This is a genomic window from Granulicella sp. L60 (assembly GCF_009765825.1).
Taxonomy (GTDB): Bacteria; Acidobacteriota; Terriglobia; order Terriglobales; family Acidobacteriaceae; genus Edaphobacter.
The window spans coordinates 210,239-232,986 of sequence record NZ_LMUR01000015.1 but is presented as its reverse complement, the minus strand read 5'-3'; the positions used below and the strand labels follow the sequence as shown (position 1 = coordinate 232,986).

Below are 22,748 nucleotides of genomic sequence, written 5' to 3'. Positions count from 1 at the left end.
TCGAATGAGTTCAGCGCAGCCAGCTCATTGACGGCAATGCAGATTAACTCAATTCTTCAGCAGCGCCCGGAGCTGATTGTAGAGCTGAAGTCACTTCTTGCCGATCAACTTCAGCAGCAGGGCGTCAAAATCCAAGCAGACTCCATTACCGATGAGATGTTATTTAGTCAGATTGCTAGTAACGCCGACCTACGCGCGAATATCACCGTGTGGCTCCGCTCCAGAGGATATATTTCGGCAGCCGATATTCGCCGCTCCGCCACAGATGTCTCTCTTGGCAACGATGACCAATCTTCATCGTCCGGTACTACACTTGATACTCTTTCTCAACTACCAAGAAACGAACTCTCCGACACTTTACCGTCATCTACGTCAGATCAATCAGATGCAACACCTAACGGACCTTCTATATCTTTGAGCACAGGTAATCAAGCCTCAGGCCAGATGCCCCGCAACACTCCAGAGAACCAGCATAACGTTACTGACGACCCACATGTTCTTCATGTTCCGACTCCGTACAATTTGCACTCCTTACGTGATTTGTACACACAAATCCCGCAAGACAGCAATAAACTCAAGCGCTTTGCGTCTGAGGTCTTTGTCAATCACGATACACCCTCCTCCACTGCTGTGGGGCTGGGAACACATAACATGCCAATTGATCTACCTGTTGGTCCAGATTACATACTGGGCACTGGTGACGGGTTAACAATCAACATCTGGGGCGGTGTCTCACAAAGCATTACACGCGTAATTGACCGTGAAGGAAAGATTGTCCTTCCAGAAGCCGGTTCGCTCGTGGTCGCGGGACTTACCTTACAACATGCACAAACCACAATTGAAGATGCATTGAAGCAGCAATTCCGCAATGCTCGTGTTGATATAACGATTGCGCGACTGCGAAGTGTTCGAGTCTATGTGGTCGGCGATGTGCAACGTCCCGGGGCATACGATATCAGCTCGCTCTCTACTCCGATCAATGCTCTGTATGCAGCTGGAGGACCTACCAGTGTGGGTTCGCTTCGTATCATTCGGCACTATCGTGGAAAGGTTCTGCTCCGTGAAGTAGATCTCTACGATTTTCTATTGCATGGAATGCGTATGGATGACGAGCGTCTGGAGGCTGGTGATACGCTGCTTGTCCCTCCCGCTGGCCAGCAGGTCGCGATCTTTGGAATGGTCAAGCGTCCGGCAATTTATGAGCTCAAAGGAAGCTCCAACCTCGCCGAAGTACTAGAAGATGCAGGAGGAGTAACAGTTGCAGCCGCACTCGATCACATCACGATTGAGCGAATCCAACCGAATCAGCAACGCGAAACAGTGAGTTTGCCTTTGCCTTCATCGGGCACGTCGAAGTCGATGCTGGATGTTATTGCCTCATTTACGGTCAAAGATGGCGACCGCATTCACGTAGCCCCTATCCTGCCTTACAGTGAACGAGCTATTTACGTTGAAGGTCACGTCGTCCGTCCAGGGAAGTTCCCTTATCGTGATGGCATGCAACTTAGTGATGTAATCAGAACCTATCAGGACCTGCTGCCTGAGCCAGCTGCAAGAGGCGATATTGTTCGATTAGTTTCACCTGACCTTCATCCCGAGACAATCGAATTTGATGTGGCCGACGTCTTGATTGGAAATACAAAGCTCTCACTGCAGCCTTTTGATACTGTCCGAATATTTGGTAGATATCAGGTGGATTCTCCAGTTGTGGTAATTCGCGGCGAGGTGTTGCGACCGGGATCCTACGCTCTTTCGCAAGGCATGACTACGTCACAGCTTATCAAGATGGCTGGTGGCTTTAAGCGTGACGCATTGCTCGATAGTGCAGACCTGACGAGTTACACCGTGCAGGATGGAAAGAAGATCGTTAGTCAGCGTACAGCAGTCAACATCAGTACGTCCATGAAATTTGGTGACATCCCAACAGACGTCCCGTTGAAAGCTGGTGACGTTCTAACCATCCATCAGATATCAGGTTGGAACGATATCGGTGCCTCTATTGTTTTGAAGGGCGAGGTAACTTACCCCGGCAGCTATGGCCTTCAAGAGGGAGAGCATCTGAGTTCCGTGTTGCGACGCGCTGGTGGCCTACGCGACACGGCATATGCCTCAGGTGCGGTTCTAGTGCGAACACAGGTCAAAGAGCTTGAGGAAAAGAGCCGAATGGAGCTCATCCGTCAGATAGAAACGACCTCAGCATCAGCACGCCTGGGAGCTAATCTGACGACACAGGATCAAACCGCTACTTTACAGGCTGCGGCGCAACAGCAAAATCAGGTTCTGGAACGCTTACGCAGTCAACCTTCAACCGGCCGCTTAGTCATCCACATCAGTGCAGACATCAACAGTTGGGCCGGTACGCCAGCTGACGTTGAGATGCGGAGTGGGGATGTCCTGACGATTCCGAAACGGCCTGGCTTCGTATTGGTAACCGGCCAAGTTTACAACTCATCCGCCATCACCTTTGTCCCTGGGAAGGAGGCGGGCTGGTATCTTCGCCGAGCTGGGGGAACGAATGAAGTTGCAAACCGAAAAGAGATATTCGTCATTCGCGCAAATGGATCGGTCGTCGGACGACATTCTGGTGAATGGTATAGCGGAAATGTTCTTTCTACCCGACTCGATCCTGGCGATGTGATTGTTGTTCCACAAAAGATTATTGGTTCTCTTTTCTGGAGAAATTTACTCACTGTCGCTCAATTATCCTCTTCGATCGCGATCACGGCTGCAGTTGCAGGCCTTCTTTAGGCAATAGGCTTACTCACAATTATTTACATAACTATGAATATTCCGATGTCACATATTCCGATTTCCTACGGATTTTCAATGAGGATGCTCTAGTGGCCACCGCAGAGATTATCGTATCTTCTTCAGTAGTCCAACCCGCGCCTAACTGGGTCACGAACGCTACCTTGTTATGGCATTATCGGCGCACACTTGCTCGTGCCGCTGCCGTGGGCTTTATTCTAAGCGCTGTCATAGCTTTCACAATGCCGAAACGATACGAGTCCGTAGCTCGCATTATGCCTCCGGACCAGTCGAGCAGTTCAGGAGCTGCAATGCTCGCCGCTCTTGCTGGTCGTTCTTTGGGTGGATTGGGCAGCGTCGGTGGCCTCGCAAGTACTCTGCTAGGAGGCAAGACATCAAGTGCACTTTATATTGATCTGATGAGGAGCCGTACCCTCAGTGACCGCATTATCGATCATTACGACCTACAGCACGTGTACCACAAGCGCTATCGAATCGAAACAGAAAAGTATCTTGGACATCACACGGCAATTGTAGAAGATAAGAAGAGTGGAGTGATTAGTATCACCTTCACCGATACTGACCCAAAACGCGCTCAGGCAATCACCCAAAGCTATCTCGACGAGCTAAATAAGCTTCTTACTCATGCTAGTACTTCGTCCGCTCGGCGTGAACGCGAATTTATTGAGAAACGCCTTGTCAGTGTGCAGGCGGAACTACTGCAAGCGGAAAAGGATCTTAGTGAATTTTCTAGTGTAAATACAACACTTGATATCAAGGAACAGACTCGAGCAATGGTCGATGCGGCCTCCAAGCTCCAGGCAGAGCTAATTGTGAGTGAATCCGAGCTTGATTCGTTAGAGCAAATTTATGGTAACGAAAATATACGCGTTCGTGCTACCCAGGCTCGTATCGCAAGTCTAAAGCATGAACTCACTAAGATGAGCGGCAGCAGTACTCAGCCAGCGGAAAACGAATCTAAGGATGGAGGAGCGAAGAATGAAGAGATGTACCCTTCTCTTCGACAAATCCCGCGTCTCGCAGTTCCCTATGCGAATCTTTACCGTAATGTCCGAATCCAGGAGACCGTCTTCGAGCTTTTATCACAGCAGTATGAGATGGCGCGTATTGAAGAAGCAAAGGATACACCTGTTGTCAGTGTTATCGATCTACCGCTCATTGCAGAAAAGAAATCTTTTCCTCCACGCACATTGATGACTCTAATTCTTATCATGTTTTTTATGGGAGTCGCTTTCGTTTATATCCTCAATCGTCATCGCTGGGAGCAGGTTAGTCGAAACGATCCGCGCAAGCTTCTCGCAAATGAGATCTCCTCCACTTTTCGCGCTTACATAGGTCGCTACCTGCCGCTACGACGGGATGCCCAATGAAAGCTCATGTCTCCAATGCCGTATATGGTGTGCTTGAGTATGCTGCTTATCCTATTGCGATGCTACTCACTGCGCCGATATTGATAAACCATCTTGGCGTCGCACAATATGGCATCTGGGTAGTAATCTCCGCAGCTGTAAGTACTGGAAGTATCATTGCTTCAGGTTTTGGCGACGCCAACATCCAATATGTCGCTAGCATGGCTAGTCTAGGTGACTCGAACATACTATTACGTGCTGTCCGGAGTATGTTGGGGATCAATCTTCTACTTGGCGGTTTGCTTGCGATAGCCTGTTGGATCTTGGTACCTTTTGCGGTTATTCATCTTGCACCATCCGACGACAAACTACAAAAAATCTGCCTTTGGTCCCTACGTATCGCAAGTTTCCTGATACTGGCGCGAGCAATTGAAAGTGTCTGCATTAGCACGCAAAGAGCTTTTCAGCGTTACGGCGCCGCGGTACGCATTAGTATTTGTGGACGACTACTCACGCTCGGAATCTCTGCGCTGCTCGTTCTTTGTAGGCGCGGTGTCATTAGCATCATGATAGCAGCAGCAGTCATCATGATTTTGGGAACTACAGCACAACTTCTGCGTCTGCAGCAACATCTAGGTGCAGATTCATTGTGGCCGACGTTCGATCGCAAGGCTACGTCAGCGCTATTTAGCTTTGGAACGTACAGCTGGCTGCTTGCTGTGGCTAGCGTTATCTTTAGTCAGGCAGATCGGCTAATCCTCGGAATCTCGCTTGGTGCGGCAACTGTTACTACTTATGCGTTGTGCGTTCAACTGGCTCAACCCATTTATGGGATTTCCGCATCAGGTTTGCACTTCCTGTTCCCTTATTTGTCAGGACGTAAAAATTCAGCAGATAATGTGGCACTTGGTAAGACAATAGTTAGAGCCTTCTCTGTCAATCTATTTCTTGTTTCTCTTGGGACCGTGGTCGTTTTATTTTTTGGTAGACCTCTTCTCAATGCCTGGGTGGGGGGAGCAATCGCGCAAGGCTCTGCTGTGATATTGGTACCAATTGTATGGAGCTTTGCGCTGCTTGGCCTTAGCGTAACTGGCTACTACTCACTGCTTGCTCTAGGTCGCGTACATGTTGTTACCTGGATCAATCTTACCGGTGGTTTGGCGATGCTTCTTCTGATGTCATGGCTTCTGCCGCGTACCGGTGTTCACGGGATAGCATTTGCCCGGCTTTGCTACGCCCTGGTTACCTTGACCATGTATTACCCACTCATTCGTTTACTGCGCAAGCCCGGCAATCTGGCTGTTTCTACAGTATGTGAGGGAGCATGAGTGTAGCTACCATGGGTTCTGTTGTGATTGATCGCTCATCGGCGAATGTTCTTCCGGGTTTGCTCGGCTTTTTCTTCTCCTTCCGCCTCATTCTCATTCTTCTATCGGTTCGAGCTTTTCTCGCGGATCCACAACTAGGAGTCGAGATAAGCATTGCATCTAACCTTCTGTTCCTCGCCGTCGTTATATTTCATTCGATGGGGCCAGCCGCATTGACTTTCCGAACACTAACCCAAATAACGTGCTTTCGTTGGGTTTTAGTCTTTGTCGGATTCTCTTTGTGCAGTTTGATTTGGACGGCAGCGGTATCGGTTCCGGCTGCAGCAGCTTATTGGTCTGCGATGGCAGCTGACGTTTTCTGCGTTGTCCTGCTGCTCCGCACTGACTCAGAAGAGAGTGTTACCTCCAGCTTGATGGCAGGATATGTGGCGGGCGCTTGCGGTGTCGCACTGATCGCTTGGATTTTACCTGCTGAATATGACCTCCGTCTCGGCGACGAAGAGCTTCTAGGTCCAAACCAGATTGGTTTTGCTTGCGCCTTTGCTTTATTTTTGGCGCAGTATCTCATCAACAACGGAAGAAAGATATGGAAGCTTCCGGCCGCTTTCCTGGCGATTACGCTCCTTCGCAGCCTAAGTAAAACTACGATTATTGCGTTTGTCGTCGCAGAGGCTTTTATTCTTGCGAAGGACGCAACCATAAGCAAAAGAACCAAGGTCATGCTCTGGGTTGGGGCAGGTCTCGTGGTCGCAGCGTTCTGGAATCTGCTTGGAGATTATTACGAAGTTTACACCAATGCTGGAAACCAATCTGAGACTCTGACCGGCAGGATCGGGATCTGGGCGGTCATCCTTGACCTGGCATTTGAGCATCCGTGGATAGGGCACGGGTTTCACTCTGTATGGAAGGTCGTTCCATCGTTCGGCGATTTCGAACCACGGCATGCACACAACGAGTTGCTGCAGCAGTTTTACACCTACGGCGTAGCAGGCGTACTTATGCTGGTAATGCTTTATACCAGCTTTTACCGGCAGATTCGCAAACTTCCCTCCAGCCCCACGCGGACGCTTTTTCTCGGCATGTTGATCTTCGTGATCGTTCGAGGATTGGCCGATACGGAGGTGTTCGACCTTTCACTGCCGCTCTGGTTTCTCGCTCTCATTAGTCTCTCCCTGGCAGCGCCGCAGTTGAGAGCGAGGGAGGGTCGACTATGAAGATCGTCATTGCTGCAGTAGCATCCTCAGAGCATCTCTCCGGTGTAACGCGCCATGCATCGAATATGGCTCGATGCCTCTTGATGCGCGCGGATGTGTCCGCAGTGCATTTGCTGGTTGCGCCGTGGCAGTACGGATCGGTGAGCGCGGCTGCACCACAGAATGAAGCCAAGCTTCACATCGAGCAGGTTTCGGTTGGGACCGGAACGATACATCGCAATCTCTGGTACTACAATCAGCTGCCTGTGGTCGCCGAGCGCCTGGGCGCAGATATCGTTCATCTTGCCTATCCTTCTCCGTTGAAGCAGAGCGTGTTTCAGTGCCCTACTGTGGTTACGCTGCATGATATGTATCCCTACGATATTCCGGCTAACTTCGGGTTCCCGAAGATGCTAGTCAACCGGCTGATTCTGCAACAGTGCCTCCATGCTGCCGATGCAATTGCCTGTGTGTCAGAGAGTACGCTGCGCCGACTCGATATCTACGCTCCACGACTTGCCCTTCAGAAGGCGGTCACGATCTATAACTGCGTTGATCCTGCCTCATCCAGTACAGCGACGACTTCTGAGAGTTCTCTGCCAGGATGGAACGGCGAGCCTTTTCTTCTCTGCGTCGCACAGCACCGTCGCAATAAAAACATCGTGCTCGCAATGCAGGTGTTTCGCCGTCTGCTGCTTTGCGGAGAGATCAGCCCCAGGTCGCGACTTGTTGTGATCGGGATAGAAGGGCCGGAGACTGCGAACATCCATCGCTTTATCCGCGAGGCGAAGCTGTCGGATCATGTCGTTCTCCTGCGCGGAATCGATGACTCTGCGCTTGAATGGTGCTATCGAAACTGCGAACTGCTGCTGGCACCCTCCATCATCGAAGGCTTTGGCCTTCCGGTGGTTGAGGCGATGATGCATCACTGCCGGGTTGTGTGTTCCGACATCCCGGCGTTCCGCGAGGTTGGCGGTTCCTACTGTTACTACGCACCGTTGAAGCCTTCGGCGGAAGATGACTTCGTTCTGGCCGCTCGCTCCGCGCTCAAAAACCTTAGATTACGTCCCGCTGCTGTTGGCCGTTTTTCGAGTCCTCGTATTGCTGAGGCCTATCTCCAGCTCTACACGCATCTGCACAATGGCTGTTCCGTTTTCGGCAACTGCAGCCACAACGATCTGACGCCGACGCTAGGAAGAAGACAGTTATGAACAAATTGCCCCAGCATCCAAGAGCAAACGTACTGGGCGTTGGTATCGACCCTGTGAACATGGACTCAGCGCTTGCGCGCATTTTGCATCACTTGCGTATCCGTCGTAAGGGATTTGTGTGCCTTACGGGGGTGCATGGGGTGATGGAGGCGCAACGCGATCCGCGACTCGCAGGTGTATTTGCCGAGGCGGCACTTGTGGTGCCGGACGGGATGCCGACGGTTTGGGTCGGGCGTCATCAGAACCATAAGCAGATGTCTCGTGTTGCGGGGCCTGACCTGATGCTGGAGGTGCTTCGCCGTGAGGAGTTCCGCGGCGTTACTCATTTCTTTTGCGGCGGCAAGGAGGGTATCGCACAGGAGCTTCGCGAGAGTCTTCTTGCACGCTATCCGTTTCTTGAGATCGTAGGTACGTACACGCCTCCGTTCGGTCCTCTGTCGGCGGCCCAGGAGCAGGAGTTGATCGACACCGTTCAGCAGCTCCAACCCGACATTGTCTGGGTTGGGATTAGTACGCCGAAGCAGGAGCTGTTCATGCAGCGGTATCTTCCGCTGCTCGACACCACGCTGATGTTTGCCGTGGGAGCTGCGTTCGACTTCCATACAGGCCGCATCTCCGACTGCGCGGAGTGGATCAAACGCTCAGGGCTGCAGTGGCTGCACCGTCTTCTTCAGGATCCGAAGCACCTGTGGAGGCGATATCTGCGTAATAATCCTTCTTTTGTGGCGCACATCTTTCTTCAGCTCACCGGGCTGAGATCTTATCCGCCGCAGAAGCGAACGGACGGACATCCTGTTTCGAGAGCGGTGTGGGATAAACCTGGGTCTCTGCCGTGAGGCGAGGCTCTCTTCCCTGCCGCGAGCCTTGTTTATGCGACAGGCAATCGTGTTTGCAACTCTCTCTATATATAGATATAGCGGGTTGCAAATACGATTGCTAAGGTATCCCCTCCCCCGGGTAGTTTGCTCAAGTCCATTATTTTCATCAAGATAACGAAATGCTATCTCGCAAAATACTCTAACCAAAGACGTTACAAGCAAAATTTTCATTCCAAAAGAGATAGGCCCCGACGGTTGCCGGGCCTATCTCTTTTTTCTATCTACTTCTATTCTAGCTCGTTAGGAGAAACTAATACGCCACGGTTTAGAAGGCTCATCTCGAGAAATCAAGTTGCTTATTTTATTGCGCTTACGCGAATAAGCTCGTGTCAGACTTTCTGTTTTGGGGCTTGATGCGAAAGAGTTGGAGCGGTTTCTTTTACGCGTTGCGGTTAGGGGATTAGGAGAAGTTTGCCGGTGGTTTTGCGGGATTCGAGGTCGCGGTGGGCGTGCGCGGCGTCAGCCAGAGGGTAGATGTATTCGAGGCGGAGCTTGAGGGTGTCGCTGGATATGCCGTCGAAGATGTATTTGGCGCGGGATTCGAGGTCGGCACGGGTGGCGATGTAGTCCTTCATGGTTGGACGGGTGACGAAGAGCGAACCCATGGTGGAGAGGCGGATGAGATCGAAGGGAGGGACGGCTCCGCTGGCTCCTCCGAAGAGGACCATGAGGCCGCGGGGGCGGAGGACGGTGAGGGACTTTTCGAAGGTGGTTTTCCCTACGGAGTCGTATACGACTGGGAGTCCGGGGCCGGAGGCTAGCTTTTTGACCTTTTCGGCGAAGTCTTCGCGGGTGTAGAGGATAATCTCGTCGGCTCCGGCGGCGCGGGCTAGTTCGGCTTTCGCTTCGGTGGAGACGGTGGTGAAGACCCGGGCTCCGCGTGCCTTGGCCATTTGGATTAAGAGGAGGCCGGTGCCGCCTGCTCCGGCGTGAATGAGGACCTCGTCTCCGGGTTGGATAGGGTAGGTGGAGTGGCTGAGATAATGGGCGGTGATGCCCTGGGTGAGGACGCCTGCGGCCTGCTGGAAGCTGATGCCTTCGGGGATGGAGACGAGGCGGGCGGCGGAAGCGATGGCGAGTTGGGCGTAGGTGCCGGGGATGCCGCACCAGGCTACGCGGTCGCCAGCTTTGAAGGTGCTGACGTCGGAGGCTACGGCTACGATGATGCCGGCTGCCTCCTGCCCGAGAGTGTAGGGGAGTTGCGCGGGGTAGCGGCCCTCGCGGAAGTAGGTGTCGATGAAGTTGACGCCGGAGGCCTCGATGCGGATGAGGGCTTCGCCGGGGCCGGGGGTGGGGGTGGGGATGTCGCGGAGAGTGAGGACGTCGGCCGAACCGGTGGTGAGGATCTGGATGGCTTGCATAGCTGTTGGATATCAGGGTACAGCAACACGATTTAGAGGAGAGACCGGTGTGGGAATTTAGCCTGAAGCTTTTGTGGGCCTGCTTCATCTAGAATATGAGATATCTCGGCGGACGTGCGCGGTGTTGCGTAGTCTGTCGGTTACAGCCTGGGCGATTCGACTCGACCCATTTAAGGACATTAAGAGACTATGCCTAGCCATCCGTCGTTGCCGATCGCGATCTATTATGAGCAGCCTAACTGGTTCAAGCCGTTGTTCGCGGAGCTTGACCGTCGCGGAACCAACTATGTGAAGCTGGATGCGGTGGAGCATAGCTATGGGCCTGAGGACAAGTCCGAAGAGAAGTACGCGTTGGTGCTGAACAAGATGAGCCCTTCGGCGTGGAACCGCGGGCATGGCGACCAGATCTTTTATACGCTGGGGTACCTGGAGCATCTCGAGAGGCGCGGGGTGCGGGTAGTGAATGGCGTGAAGGCCTATCGGAGTGAGTTGTCGAAGGCGGCGCAGCTTTCGATGCTGAATGCGCTGGGGTTGGGGTATCCGAAGGCGCGGGTGATTCATCGAGCCACGCAGGCGAGCGCTGCGGCAGAGGGGCTTCGCTTCCCTGTTGTGGTGAAGCCGAATATTGGCGGAAGTGGAAGCGGTGTGGTGAAGTTCCACACGAAGGAGCATCTAGCGGAGGCTTCGGCGACCGAGAACGGATTGACGCTGGGGATGGATTCGACTGGGCTGGTGCAGGAGTTTGTGCCGGCGCGCGGGTCGTTCATTGTTCGGGTCGAGGTGTTGAACGGGAAGTATTTGTACGCGATCAGGATACATATTACCGGGGAGACGTTTGATCTTTGCCCTGCCGATATCTGCAAGACGCCGTTGGGCGTGGAGCTGGATCGCGCGGCTTGCCCGATTGATGCGCCGAAGAATGGGCTGACGGTGGAGGCGTTCGATACTCCGCCGGAGGTGATTGAAGAGGTGGAGCGACTGATGGCTGCGGCTGGAATTGAGCTAGGCGGCGTGGAGTTTATGGTGGATGACCGTGATGGCGTGAGGGTTTATTACGACATCAATGCTCTGTCGAACTTCGTAGCGGATGGGCAGAAGGTGGTCGGGTTCGACCCGTTTGTGAAGCTGGCGGATTGGCTGGAGGCTGAAGCCAAGATGGTGAATGAGCGTCGCGGTGCGGTGCAGGAGTTGGCGGGGGTTGGGCGCTAATGCGATATGGATTCTGGCTGCCGGTGTTTGGTGGATGGCTGCGCAATGTGGACGACGAACGGATGGAGGCCAGCTGGGAGTATGTTCGCGACCTGGCGGTGCGTGCAGAGAAGATTGGGTACGATCTGACGCTGATCGCCGAGCTGAATCTGAATGATATTAAGGGCGTAGAAGCTCCTTCGCTCGATGCGTGGTCGACGACGGCGGCGCTGGCTGCGGTGACGGAGAGGCTGGAGCTGATGGTCGCGGTGCGGCCTACGTTTCATAATCCGGCGCTGCTGGCGAAGCAGGCTGCGAGCATCGACCAGATGTCTCATGGGCGGTTGACGTTGAACGTGGTTTCAAGCTGGTGGAAGGATGAGGCGACGAAGTATGGCGTTCACTTCGACGAGCATGACGACCGCTATGCGCGGACGTCGGAGTGGCTGGATGTCGTGGATGGATGCTGGAAGACGCAGGGATTTTCTTACATGGGAAGCTACTACGATGTGCGGGAGAATGTGCTTTCGCCGAAGCCGGTGAGCAAGCCGAGACCTACGCTGTATGCGGGCGGGGAGTCGGAGACGGCGAAGAATTTGATCGCGTCGAAGTGCGACGCTTACCTGATGCATGGGGACGCTCCGGCGGCTGTGGGGGCGAAGATTGCTGACATGCGCGAGAGACGCGAGAGGCTGGGGTTGGGGCCGATGACGTTTGGCGTGGCGGGATATGCGATTGTGCGGGACTCGGAGGCGGAGGCGCTGCGCGAGGTGGAACGGATTACGGATGTGAAGCAGTCGGCGCGCGGGTATGCGAACTATGAGCAGTGGGTGACGGGATCAAATCTGCAGACAGAGATCTCATTGAAGGATTATTCGGTATCGAATCGCGGGCTGCGTTGCGGGTTTGTGGGGACTCCGGAGCAGGTGTCGGAGCGGATGGAAGAGTTTGCGGTGGTCGGGGTGGATCTGGTGCTGTTGCAGTCGAGTCCGCAGGCGGAGGAGATGGAGCGGTTTGGGGCTCAGGTGATTCGGGGGGCTGCGGCTAAGGTTTAGGATTTGCCCGCGTTTGTGCGTCGCCGGAATGTGGTGGCCGATTTGATTACGGATGGCGGTGGCTGTCGCTGAATTTGCTTGAGAGATCTGGTGCGGACAGGTTAGTCTTTGCGACATAGCATGGGTGCTTGCTGCTGTGGTGGCGCTGGCGGCGCCCGATGTCCGAGGAGATGCGCTTGAGTATGTGGCTGGGGTCCGGGAGATCAGGACTGGGGAGACGCTGGCCGCTAGCGGCGGGAGCGATGGTGTTGCTGCTGGCGACTGGTTGTCGAGATGGGAGTGCGGGACGGCGGCAGATGCACGATATGCTGGCGCGGGTGCGGCACTCGGGGAAGGCGCGGCGGACACCGGATGAGATGGCGGCGGCAGGGACCGCGGCGATTGTGAATGAATGCGGGAAGGAGTCGTTTGCGAATGCGCGGACGGGGTTGATTGTGGGGGAGACGAGGCTGCATGAGGATGTCTTTGAGCTGAGAGACCCTGACTCATTTGCGGCGATTGCTTATGGGATGGATGAGACGTTGAGGTTGGAGGGATCGTTGCGCGCGGAGGCAAGGGCGCCGGGGAGTTCGGCGGCTTCGGCAGGATGTGTGGAGAGTTTTGCTGCGCACCTGCAGACGCTGACGGATCCGCTGCTGGAGGGAGACAGTATCCAGAAAGATCTCGACGTGTCGGCATTCAATGACTCGAACCGGCAGGCGGAGGAACAGCTGGAGAAGAAATCAACCGCGATAGATGAGACTCCTGCGAAGGTGTCGCAGTAGGTGAAGAGTAGCCTGAACTGATGCTTGTTACAGGTGTGCTACTGGAGGAGGCTCTCTTCTGAGCGCAGACGCAGGATTCGATCGACGGCGTAGGGTGCGCGCTGGGATGCAGTGTGGAAGTGACGCACCTGAAGCTCTCCGAGGAGACCGATACCCATCATCTGAATTCCGGCGAGCATGAGTACTCCCGCGATGACGAAGATGGGACCGTGGACGTCCATGATGTGCTGACCGGTGATCAACTTTAGAATCAGGAGCCAGGCGGCGAGGGCAGAGCCGCCGACTACGCCGAGGGCGCCTATGGTGCCGAAGAAGTGCAACGGCCGCGTCATATAACGCAGCAGAAAGCGGATGGTCAGAAGGTCGAAGAAGACGCGGAAGGTGCGGGAGATGCCGTAGTGGCTCTTGCCGAACTCGCGTGCGGGGTTGGAGATTGGGATCTCGCAGATGCTGGCTCCGTACCAGGAGGCCAGGGCGGGGATGAAGCGGTGCATCTCGCCGTAGAGAGGGATGTTCTGGATGACTTCGCGGCGGTAGGCTTTGAAGGTGGTGCCGAAGTCGTGGATATTGACGCCGCTGAGGAAGGCCATGAGCCAGTTGGCTGCGCGGGAGGGGATGCGGCGGAGGAGGAAGTTGTCGCCGCGCTGAGAGCGCCATCCGCTGACGACGTCGTAGCCTTCTTCGAGCTTGGCGAGAAAGTTGGGAATCTCTTCGGGGTCGTGCTGGAGATCGCCGTCCATGGCGAGGATGAAATCGCCCTGGGCGTGATCGAAGCCGGCGGCGAGGGCGGAGGTCTGGCCGAAGTTGCGGCGAAGCTTGATGACGAGCACGCGGCTGTCAACGGCAGCGATCTCTTCGAGGAGGCGATAGGTGCAATCGCGGGAGCCATCGTCGATGAAGACGAGTTCGAAGGTCTCGTTGACATGCTCCATGACGGCCTTGAGGCGGTCGTAGAGTGTGGTCACGTTTTCTTCTTCGTTATGAAAAGGAACGACGATCGAGTATTTCGGCACAGTTAGATGATACTCCCGAAGTGACATCTTTTAGATGATGGAAATGACGTTATGGGGTCATGCAGATGTAGTTTTTTTCGACTGAATGGCGCGATGACATTCGGTAACGAGATGGTAACGGTGGTTGGAACTCTTTTTTACAGCTTTTCGCGGCGATGGGAGAGATGATGAATGAGGTGGAGCGACATCGTATAACCTTCTTGTTTATGATGTAGTTCCGAGGCGGATGCACCGCGGCTGGTTCACCAGGAACGAGCAGGAAGGCAAACATGGGAAGACGCATTCTGGTAATCGTGCTGGTGCTGGTGGTGGCGCTGTTCGCCTACCTCGGCTACACATCCTATGATGTGCGACGGGAGGGAGCGAGCGGCGATGTGTTTTCCAAGGACTCCGCGATGGAGATCCAGAAGACTGAGAAGCCGGTAGCGGTACCGTCCGGCGAGAGGCCTGTGGTGCCCGAGACCGTGACGGAACAGTCTGCTCCGGTGACGCAGGTGGCCTCGGCCGCGGTCGCGCAGGCGCAGATGAGTGGAAGTGGAGACGCGCAGACCAGCGCTTCCGGAGGCGATACGATCAGCCCGAATCCGCCGAACGGGGTGGTGTTTTCAGGCACGGGCAAGTATCAGCTTTATCGGCAGGGCAACCTTACCTGGCGGGTGAATACGGAGACCGGCCAAAGCTGCATTATCTTTGCGACTGACGAGGAGTGGAAGAAGCCAAAGGTGTATCGTGCCGGGTGTGGCAGACGATAGGCTCCCCGTTAGAAGTGGAGATTCAGGACGTAGTTCATATTTTTGGGCTCGCCCTGGAAGCGGCCGGGGAGAAACTCTGCCTGGTAGGCAATGGCGGTTGCGGCTTCGATTAGCCTGTCATCGCCCAACTCAGCCCGAACGTCGCCAACTTTGCCATCAGGCATGACATCCACGATGAGTCTGACGAGACCGTGGGCGCCGTGGCAGTTCCCTGCTTTGCAACTTGGCGTTGGAATATTGATAAGGCGCGGAGGCAGGACAGGCGGCATCCCCTGGGCCATCGCAGGCAGGAGCGGCAGGAACACGGCCAGCATGAGAAGTCCGGATGTCTGACGCATGGCTCATCGTCTCATAAGAGCATCCGCACGTAGTTAAAAAATCATGAGTGCAATCGAATTAAATCTAGGGAACACAAGCGAAAGGCTCCAGCATGCAAAGTATTGCATCGCGGCGCTATGTACTTAATCTTTAGGGTTACTTATGCCGGGGGGAGTGGTTACTTTGAATGAGAAGAATGGTGTGATGGTGGGCGGTGAGGGATTCGAACCCCCGACCCTCTCGGTGTAAGCGAGATGCTCTAACCAGCTGAGCTAACCGCCCGTTCTCAATTCCGAAGCAACTAAGTTAGTGTATGGGAGTGGGGAGCTGGATGCAATCCATTCGGCTGGAAACGGTTGCGAAATCTGCTGACGGGCGATGGAAGATCTAGTTGCGGAGTGACTTCATACTGCCCTTTTCAGTTGCAGAGTTGATGGATGGCGGTACGCAACAGTTGGACGCATTCTTCGAGTTCTGTGAGAGGAATGCACTCGCGGGGGCTGTGTGCGGTAAGCATCGAGCCGGGGCCGATGACGACGGCCTCTGCGCCCATGCGTGCGAGCCAGGGAGCCTCGGTGCCGAAGGCGATGGTGTGGGCGCGGGCGCGGGCGCTTGATGGTAACTGGACGGCGCGAACGACCGGGCTGGTAGGGTTGGTGTCGAAGCCCTGTTCGAGTCTTAGGACTTCGATCTCAGCTTCGAGCTTGTTGGGGCCTTCTTCGGAGGAAAGTCTTTCGATGATGCTGCGCAGACGGTTGAGAACGAGGTCGGTTGGCTGGCCGGGGATGGGGCGCCACTCAAGCAGGAAGGAGCAATCTGCGGGCACGATGTTTTTTGCGGTGCCGCCGTGGATCTCGCCGACGTTTATGGTCGTCCATGGTGGCGAGAAGGCGTCGTTGCGATCCTGTATGAGCTCCTGAGAGATGAGTTCGATCTCGCGCAGGAGACGGGCGGCGGCGAAGATGGCGGAGCGGCCGGCGTCGGGATAGGCGCTGTGGGCGGCGCTTCCCTTTACATGGATTGAGGCGAGGCAGTAGCCTTTGCCTGCGTGTGCGGGGGTGAGTGAGGTGGGCTCGCCGACGATGGCATAGCGGGTGTGGAGGGCTTTCTGCTCGACTAGGAAGCGGGCTCCGCGGCAACCGATCTCCTCGTCCGCAGTGAAGACGAGGCAGAGGGGATGGTGGAGGTGGGTTGCGTCCAGCTCTGAGACGGCGGCGAGGATGCAGGCGAGGAAACCCTTTACATCGCAGGAGCCGCAGCCGTGGAGCATTCCGTCCTGCTCGCGGAGCTGGGTGGCGTGGGGCCAGGATGCGGTGTTGAAGGGGACGGTGTCGGTGTGGCAGACGATGGCGAGTTCGGCTTCGATCGTCTGGTCTTCGCTTCCCTGCTGCGGTGGTTGCGATGAGACGATGAGGTTGAGTTTTTCGATTCCTGCGGCGTCGTTGTAGGGGAAGAGACGGTGATGCCAGCCGAGTGGTTCGAGGATCTTCTGTATGGCTTCGATGAGAGGACGGTTGGTTTGATTCGAGACGCTGGGGATGGCGACTAGCTGCTCGAGGATTGCTCGGGCGGAGATCATAGTTCGGCTCCGAGGCGCTGCTGGACGCAGCGAAAGGCTTCGATGATCTCGACCTGCTGGGGGTGCTGACTGTGGTTGACGATGAGTTTGCCGGCAACGGCGACGTCGCGGATTGCGCCGGGGGACATGCTGAAGACGATGTTGGTGAGAAGCTCTTCGGGCAGGCTGCCCGCTATGGCGCAGTCGGATAGATCGATGGTGAAGAAGTCCGCCGGTTTGCCGGGTTCGAGCGTGCCGGTGTCTACGTGCAGGGAGCGCGCGCCGCTGCGGGTGGCGAAGTCGAAGAGGAGCGCGGGGAGGGGTTCGCCTTGCCTGCCGTCGAGGACTGCGCGCTGGAGGTGGCGGAGGCGCAGGTTGGACTCGAGCTCGCGGGCGTTTTCGAGTGCGTCGGTCTGGGTGTGGCTGTCGGTGCCGAGGGCGATAGAGACTCCGGCGTCGATCAGTTCGTCGGCGCAGAGGATGCCGTCGCCTAGATTGCGCTCGGTGGTGGGGCAGGCGCCGACGGTGATCTTTCCGAGGGCCATGCGTTCGATCTCGCCGGGTTGGAGATGGATGGCGTGGATGGCGGTGAAGTCTGGAGTGAGAAGTCCGAGTTGATCGAGAAGGTGGAATGGGGTGAGGGTGTACTCGGCGATGCAGGCGTCGATCTCGGCGGGCTGCTCGGCCACGTGCATGTGGAGAGGGAGCGCGTGGGAGTGCGCCCAGGAGGAGATGGTGCGCAGGTACTCGCGTGGGACGGCGCGGACGCTGTGTGGGGCGAGGCCGAAGGTGACGGTGGCGGGCATCGCGGCGATCTCGTTCCTGAGGGTGTCGGCGTCGCGGAGGAATTTTTCGGCGTCGAGCTCGAGGAAGCGGATCTGGCCGGGATCGGGCGAAAGCTCGAAGCCAGAGCGAACGTAGGCGCAACGCAGTAGGACGATGCGGATTCCTACGCTGTCGGCGGCGCGGATGACTTGTTTGGCGAGCAGGTTGGGGTCGTCGTAGGGAGAGCCTGTGGGGGTGCGGTGGAGATAGTGGAACTCGCCGACGGTGGTGATGCCAGCCAGTGCCATCTCGAGAAATGCCATGCGGGCTACATCGTAGATCTCCTCCGGCGTAAGGGCGAGGGCGCAGCGATACATGATGTTGCGCCATGACCAGAAGTCAGGGCCGCTTCTGCGCCGGGACTCGGCTTTGCCTCGCAGGGCGCGTTGGAAGGAGTGCGAGTGGATGTCGATCATGCCGGGAAGAAGGGCGCGACCCGGGAGCTTATGGATGGAGGCTTCGGTACGACTCTGTGCGATTGGACCGACGGAAACGATGGTGCCGTCGCTGGATACTTCGAGGGCGTAGTGCTGGTGAAAGCGGCCATCGACGAAGAGGAGTTCGGGCTGGTAGGAGATGTTCATGCTGGCTGCCTCTGTCCGGCGATCCAAACTTCGCTGACCATGTTTTGTCCGAGGGTGTATGGGAGGTCGCGCCAGTCCGGGGTTTCGAGGACGAGCATGTCGGCGGGTTGGCCGACTTCGAGTCGTCCGGAGTTTGCGAGGCCGAGGGCAGCGGCGGCGTTGACTGTGGAGGCGGTGAGGGCCTCTGCGGCGGTGAGGCCGGTAAGGCGGACGGCGAGGCCAAGTGCGGCGGCGGTGGAGAAGAGAGGGCTGGAGCCGGGGTTGAGGTCGGTGCCGATGGCTACGGCTGCTCCGGCGTCGATGAGGGCGCGGCCGGGTGCGGTGGGCAGGCCGAGATGCAGGCTGACGCCGGGGAGGATGGTCGCGATGGTGTTGGAGGCGGCGATGCTTTGATACTGATCGGGTGTGCAGGCTTCTAGATGGTCGATGCTGAGGGCCTTGAGCTCTATGCCGAGTTCGACGCCGCCGATGCGCTGGAACTGCTCGGTGTGGAGTTTGATCTTGAAGCCGTGTGACTGAGCGCAGGTGAGGATGATACGGGCATCCTTTGCGCTCCAGGAGTGGTGTTCGACGAAGATGTCGACGGCGGTGGCGAGACCGCGACGAGATGTTTCGGGGATGAGGTCGCGGCAGACTGTTTCGCGGTATTCGTGGCGCTCAACAGCGTCTTTGGGGCAGATGTGGATGAGGAGGGTTGGGATGAGATGTGCGTGGGTTTGCGTCTGCAAAAGCTGGATGGCTTCGAGCATGCGAAGCTCGGAGGCTGGGGTGTATCCGTAGCCGGATTTGACTTCGATGGTGGTGGCACCGGAGCGGAGGAGTGCGTAAATGCGTGGCAGGGCGAGGGCGGCCATCTGCTCGCTGGTTGCGCCGGCGGTCTCGCGGATGGTGTGCCAGATGCCTCCGCCTGCTGCGAGGATCTGCTCGTAGGTTGCGCCGGCGCTGCGGGCTTCGAAGTCGGCGAGCCGATCACCTGCCCAGATGGCGTGAGTGTGGGGATCGACGAGGCCGGGGATGAGAGCGCGGTTGCCGATGTCGATTGTCTCTTCGGCGTTGCCGGTCCACTCGTGCTCGGGGCCGATCCACGAGATCTTGCCTGCGTCGATGGCGACTGCGGCGTTCTTGACGATGCGCAGATGGCCCATGGCTGCACCGCGTTTTGGGCCAGGGCCTTCCGGGGTTACGAGCTGCGAGATGTTGCGGAGGAGCTTGGTCATCTCTTTGTTTCGATGCCTATGAGGTCGACGCTGGGAAGATCGAGGCCGCGTTGGGCTGCCATGGTCTTGGCTTTATCGTAGCCGGCGTCGGCGTGGCGGATGATGCCCATCGCGGGGTCGTTGGTGAGGCAGAGGCGGAGTCGCTGTTCTGCTTCGTCACTGCCGTCGGCGACTGCGACCAGGCCTGCATGTTGACTGTAGCCCATTCCGACGCCGCCGCCGTGGTGAAAGCTCATCCATCCGGCTCCGCTGGCGATGCCGGTTGCGAAGTTGAGGAGAGCCCAGTCGGAGACTGCGTCGGAGCCGTCGAGCATGGCTTCGGTCTCGCGGTAGGGACTGGCCACCGAACCTGCATCGAGATGATCGCGGCCGATGACGATGGGGGCTTTGAGACGTCCATCGCGCACCATCTGGTTGAAGAGGAGGCCGGCACGGTCGCGCTCGCGATATCCGAGCCAGCAGATGCGTGCGGGAAGACCCTGGAAGGCTACGTGTTTTCCCGCCCACGGGAGCCACTGATTGAGGCGGGCGTCGTCGGGGAAGAGCTCCATGAGGGCGGCGTCGGTGGCTGCAATGTCGGCTGGATCGCCGGAGAGAGCGACCCAGCGGAAGGGGCCGCGACCCTCGCAGAAGGAGTCGCGGATGAAGGCGGGGACGAAGCCTGGATAGTCGAAGGCATCGTTGACACCGGCGATCTTGGCCTGGGCGCGGAGGTTGTTGCCGTAGTCGAAGCAGATGGAGCCGCGGCGCTGGAGTTCGAGGATCGCCTGAACGTGCTGGGCGATGTCGGCGCGCACGCGTTGGAGATACTGTTCGGGGTCGCGGGTTCGCTGGGCCTGAAGATCTTCATCGGCTTTGCTGATTGGAAGATAGCCGTAGAGTGGATCGTGGGAGCTGGTCTGATCTGTAACGATATCGGGAACAAATCCGCTCTGCACGACCTTGGGAAGGATGGCTGCGGCATTTCCGAGGAGGCCGATGGAGACGGCGCGGCCTTCGGCGCGAGCTGCTTTGGCGCGGGTGATGGCGTCATCGAGAGAGGTGGCGACCTCGTCGAGATAGCGGGTGTCGATGCGGCGCTTGATGCGGGTCTCGTCCGCTTCGATGCAGATGCTGACGCCACCGGCAAGCTTTACAGCGAGAGGCTGTGCGCCGCCCATGCCGCCTAGGCCAGCGGTGAGCGTGATGGTTCCCTTGAGAGAGCCGTTGAAGTACTTTTGCGCGGCGCCGAGGAAGGTTTCGTAAGTGCCCTGCAGGATTCCCTGGGTTCCGATGTAGATCCAGGAGCCTGCAGTCATCTGGCCGTACATCATGAGACCGGCGCGGTCCAGCTTGTCGAACTCGTCCCAGTTAGCCCAGTGAGGAACGAGGTTGGAGTTGGCAATGAGTACCCTGGGAGCGAGGGGATGCGTCTCGAGGACAGCGACTGCTTTTCCAGACTGAACGAGGAGGGTCTCGTGATTCTGCAGGCGGTCGAGGGTTCGGATGATGGTGTGGTAGGCCTCCCAGTTGCGCGCTGCCTTGCCGCGCCCGCCGTAGACGATGAGGTCTTCCGGCCTCTCCGCGACCTCGGGATCGAGGTTGTTCATCAGCATGCGTTTGGCGGCTTCCTGAATCCAGCCGGGTGCGGTGCGTGTGTTGCCTCGAGGTGCGCGGACGGGAGTGTAGCTGCTCATGCCTGAAGTGCCTCCTGCGGGGTGAGGATTGAGGACCAGTCTGCGGTCAGTAGAAAGTGGTCCGCATCTGCCATGATGCCGGACATGACGCGATCGTGTTCCCACGCTGGGCAGTCGACGCGGAAGGCGTTGCGGGCAGCATCGAGCAGAGGAGAGACGAAGCGGTCGCCGCGAAGGTCGAGAGCTCGGGTTGCTGTGAGCCATTCGATCGCGAGCACCATGCGGCAGTGGGCGGCGGACTGCATGAGCTTGAGGGCAGAGGTCATGCCCATGCTGACGAAGTCTTCCTGATTGCCGCTGGTGGGGATGGAGCATGCAGAGGCTGGAGTGGCCAGAACACGCATCTCCGCGACCAACGCGGCGGAGGTGACCTGGGCCATCATGAGGCCGGACTCGATTCCGGGGTGAGCGGCGAGAAATGCGGGAAGACCCTCGTTGAGGCTGGGGTTCATCAGGCGTTCGGTGCGCCGCTCGGAGATTCCGGCGAGCTGGCAGAGCGCGATGGCGAGTTGGTCGAGCACGAGGGCCAACGGTGCGCCGTGGAAGTTGCCGCCGGAGATGAAGTCTTCATCGAAGAGGAGGGGGTTGTCGGTGGCGCTGTTGAGTTCGATGGCGAAGACACGCTCTGCCTGACGGAGACAATCCCATACGGCGCCGTGTACCTGGGGAACGCAGCGCAGGCAGTAGGCGTCCTGGACCTTGGTGCTGGAGGTGTGGCGTGTGGCTCCTGCGAGCAGGTCGCGGAGAGATGCTGCGCTATGGACCTGTCCGGGGTGTGGGCGTGCGGCGTGGAGGCGTTCGTCGTACGCAGCCGATGTTCCGCGCAGAGCCTGCAGGGTGAGTGCGGAGGCGATCTGGGCCGACTGGAAGAGGGTGTCGAGGTCGTGGAGCTGGAGGCAGCCGATAGCCAGCATCGCCTGGGTTCCGTTGAGCAGCGAGATGCCTTCTTTGCCCTGGAGCTTCAGAGGTTCGAGGCCGACGCGTTGCAGGCACTCCGCCGCGGAGAGTCGCTGACCGCCCAGAAAGGCTTCGCCCTCGCCGATCAACGCCAGCGCCATGTGTGCAAGAGGTGCGAGGTCGCCGCTTGCGCCTACGCTTCCGCGCATGGGGACGACCGGGGTGATGCCGTGATTCAGAAGATCGCAGAGACGCTCAGCGACTACGGCGCGAATGCCGGAGAGACCCATGGCAAGGATGTTTGCACGGATGAGCATCATCGCTCGAACGACGTCGGTGGGCAACGGATCGCCGACGCCGCAGCAATGGGAGCGCACGAGATTTACCTGCATCTGTTCGATGTCAGCGGATTCGAGACGGACGTTTGCAAGCAGGCCGACTCCGGTGTTAAGGGCGTAAACCGCGGTATCGCTGCGCAGCGCTTGATCGACCTTGGCGCGAGATGTCTTCATCCGGGCGAGCGCCGGAGCTGAGATCGAGACCTGTTCGCCTGTGCGCGCGACGCGAATGACCTCATGGAGAGTAAGTGTATTTCCCTGCAATTGAACCATATGGAGGAGCATAGTTCAGGGGCCTGTGATGGGCCATGTGATTCCGCCGCAAAAACGGCTCGATATCCGATGAAATAACGGATAATTTAGACGTAGCCCAATCAATCGAGCAAATCAAGTGCAATTTTCAGCGGATTGAACGTACTAAGTTCAACAAAACGATCTAGTTTGGTGTCTAATCTTCAAAAGAATGTCAACGTA

Annotated in this window: 18 protein-coding genes and 1 tRNA gene; 10 read left to right on the top strand and 9 right to left on the bottom strand. The window is 57.2% G+C overall.

What is annotated here, in order from left to right; translation table 11 throughout:
- The first annotated feature begins 36 nt into the window (after window positions 1-36).
- The 6 genes from GSQ82_RS08205 (at window position 37) to GSQ82_RS08180 (ending at window position 8,686) form a co-directional block, all read left to right on the top strand.
- A complete protein-coding gene (locus GSQ82_RS08205; RefSeq protein ID WP_254061559.1) occupies window positions 37-2,748 on the top strand; it encodes an SLBB domain-containing protein in 2,712 nt (903 codons plus the stop codon).
- Window positions 2,749-2,840: 92 nt separating this feature from the next.
- Window positions 2,841-4,139 carry a Wzz/FepE/Etk N-terminal domain-containing protein gene (locus tag GSQ82_RS08200; RefSeq protein WP_158791805.1) on the top strand — a complete coding sequence of 433 codons (1,299 nt, stop codon included), beginning with the start codon at window positions 2,841-2,843 and terminating at the stop codon, window positions 4,137-4,139.
- The gene (locus GSQ82_RS08195) at window positions 4,136-5,446 is read left to right on the top strand and encodes an oligosaccharide flippase family protein (protein ID WP_158791804.1); all 1,311 of its coding nucleotides are present in this window, start codon (window positions 4,136-4,138) and stop codon (window positions 5,444-5,446) included. Before GSQ82_RS08200 ends, GSQ82_RS08195 begins: the two co-directional genes overlap by 4 nt.
- Window positions 5,443-6,660: an O-antigen ligase gene (locus GSQ82_RS08190; RefSeq protein ID WP_158791803.1), complete on the top strand. Its 1,218-nt coding sequence runs from the start codon at window positions 5,443-5,445 to the stop codon at window positions 6,658-6,660. The genes GSQ82_RS08195 and GSQ82_RS08190 overlap by 4 nt, the downstream gene beginning before the upstream one ends.
- Window positions 6,657-7,850 carry a glycosyltransferase family 1 protein gene (locus tag GSQ82_RS08185; protein ID WP_158791802.1) on the top strand — a complete coding sequence of 398 codons (1,194 nt, stop codon included), beginning with the start codon at window positions 6,657-6,659 and terminating at the stop codon, window positions 7,848-7,850. The genes GSQ82_RS08190 and GSQ82_RS08185 overlap by 4 nt, the downstream gene beginning before the upstream one ends.
- The gene (locus tag GSQ82_RS08180) at window positions 7,847-8,686 is read left to right on the top strand and encodes a WecB/TagA/CpsF family glycosyltransferase (protein WP_158791801.1); all 840 of its coding nucleotides are present in this window, start codon (window positions 7,847-7,849) and stop codon (window positions 8,684-8,686) included. The genes GSQ82_RS08185 and GSQ82_RS08180 overlap by 4 nt, the downstream gene beginning before the upstream one ends.
- A 434-nt stretch (window positions 8,687-9,120) precedes the next feature.
- Here GSQ82_RS08180 and GSQ82_RS08175 read toward each other — a convergent pair whose 3' ends face one another.
- The gene (locus GSQ82_RS08175; RefSeq protein WP_158791800.1) at window positions 9,121-10,089 is read right to left on the bottom strand and encodes a quinone oxidoreductase; all 969 of its coding nucleotides are present in this window, start codon (window positions 10,087-10,089) and stop codon (window positions 9,121-9,123) included.
- 189 nt (window positions 10,090-10,278) lie between these two features.
- Between GSQ82_RS08175 and GSQ82_RS08170 the strand changes: the two genes are divergently transcribed.
- The 3 genes from GSQ82_RS08170 to GSQ82_RS08160 all read left to right on the top strand — a co-directional run bounded on the left by GSQ82_RS08170 (window position 10,279) and on the right by GSQ82_RS08160 (window position 13,096).
- Window positions 10,279-11,298: a RimK family alpha-L-glutamate ligase gene (locus GSQ82_RS08170; protein WP_158791799.1), complete on the top strand. Its 1,020-nt coding sequence runs from the start codon at window positions 10,279-10,281 to the stop codon at window positions 11,296-11,298.
- Window positions 11,298-12,332 (top strand): LLM class flavin-dependent oxidoreductase, encoded by a 1,035-nt coding sequence (locus GSQ82_RS08165; protein ID WP_158791798.1) that lies wholly within the window; start codon window positions 11,298-11,300, stop codon window positions 12,330-12,332. The genes GSQ82_RS08170 and GSQ82_RS08165 overlap by 1 nt, the downstream gene beginning before the upstream one ends.
- Window positions 12,333-12,514: 182 nt before the next feature.
- Window positions 12,515-13,096, top strand: a complete 582-nt coding sequence (locus GSQ82_RS08160) for a hypothetical protein (RefSeq protein WP_158791797.1) — start codon at window positions 12,515-12,517, stop codon at window positions 13,094-13,096.
- A 38-nt stretch (window positions 13,097-13,134) separates the two neighbouring features.
- Here GSQ82_RS08160 and GSQ82_RS08155 read toward each other — a convergent pair whose 3' ends face one another.
- Window positions 13,135-14,109 (bottom strand): glycosyltransferase family 2 protein, encoded by a 975-nt coding sequence (locus GSQ82_RS08155; RefSeq protein WP_158791796.1) that lies wholly within the window; start codon window positions 14,107-14,109, stop codon window positions 13,135-13,137.
- Window positions 14,110-14,378: 269 nt separating this feature from the next.
- Here GSQ82_RS08155 and GSQ82_RS08150 point away from each other — a divergent pair, with 269 nt between their 5' ends.
- On the top strand, window positions 14,379-14,861 hold the full coding sequence (locus GSQ82_RS08150) for a hypothetical protein (RefSeq protein WP_158791795.1): 483 nt from the start codon (window positions 14,379-14,381) through the stop codon (window positions 14,859-14,861).
- Window positions 14,862-14,869: 8 nt separating this feature from the next.
- Here the strand turns inward: GSQ82_RS08150 and GSQ82_RS08145 are convergent, their stop codons facing one another.
- The 7 genes from GSQ82_RS08145 to hutH form a co-directional block, all read right to left on the bottom strand.
- Window positions 14,870-15,199, bottom strand: a complete 330-nt coding sequence (locus GSQ82_RS08145) for an energy transducer TonB (protein ID WP_158791794.1) — start codon at window positions 15,197-15,199, stop codon at window positions 14,870-14,872.
- Window positions 15,200-15,384: 185 nt separating this feature from the next.
- Window positions 15,385-15,461, bottom strand: a tRNA-Val gene (locus GSQ82_RS08140).
- A 136-nt stretch (window positions 15,462-15,597) separates the two neighbouring features.
- Window positions 15,598-16,758, bottom strand: coding sequence for an acetylornithine deacetylase (argE, locus tag GSQ82_RS08135; protein WP_158791793.1), 1,161 nt, complete (start codon window positions 16,756-16,758; stop codon window positions 15,598-15,600).
- Window positions 16,755-18,146 carry a formimidoylglutamate deiminase gene (locus tag GSQ82_RS08130; RefSeq protein WP_158791792.1) on the bottom strand — a complete coding sequence of 464 codons (1,392 nt, stop codon included), beginning with the start codon at window positions 18,144-18,146 and terminating at the stop codon, window positions 16,755-16,757. Before GSQ82_RS08130 ends, argE begins: the two co-directional genes overlap by 4 nt.
- Window positions 18,143-19,363, bottom strand: a complete 1,221-nt coding sequence (gene hutI / locus GSQ82_RS08125) for an imidazolonepropionase (protein ID WP_158791791.1) — start codon at window positions 19,361-19,363, stop codon at window positions 18,143-18,145. The genes GSQ82_RS08130 and hutI overlap by 4 nt, the downstream gene beginning before the upstream one ends.
- The gene (hutU, locus tag GSQ82_RS08120) at window positions 19,360-21,039 is read right to left on the bottom strand and encodes a urocanate hydratase (protein WP_158791790.1); all 1,680 of its coding nucleotides are present in this window, start codon (window positions 21,037-21,039) and stop codon (window positions 19,360-19,362) included. Before hutU ends, hutI begins: the two co-directional genes overlap by 4 nt.
- Window positions 21,036-22,559 (bottom strand): histidine ammonia-lyase, encoded by a 1,524-nt coding sequence (hutH, locus tag GSQ82_RS08115; protein ID WP_254061501.1) that lies wholly within the window; start codon window positions 22,557-22,559, stop codon window positions 21,036-21,038. The genes hutU and hutH overlap by 4 nt, the downstream gene beginning before the upstream one ends.
- Between the last annotated feature and the right edge of the window lie 189 nt (window positions 22,560-22,748).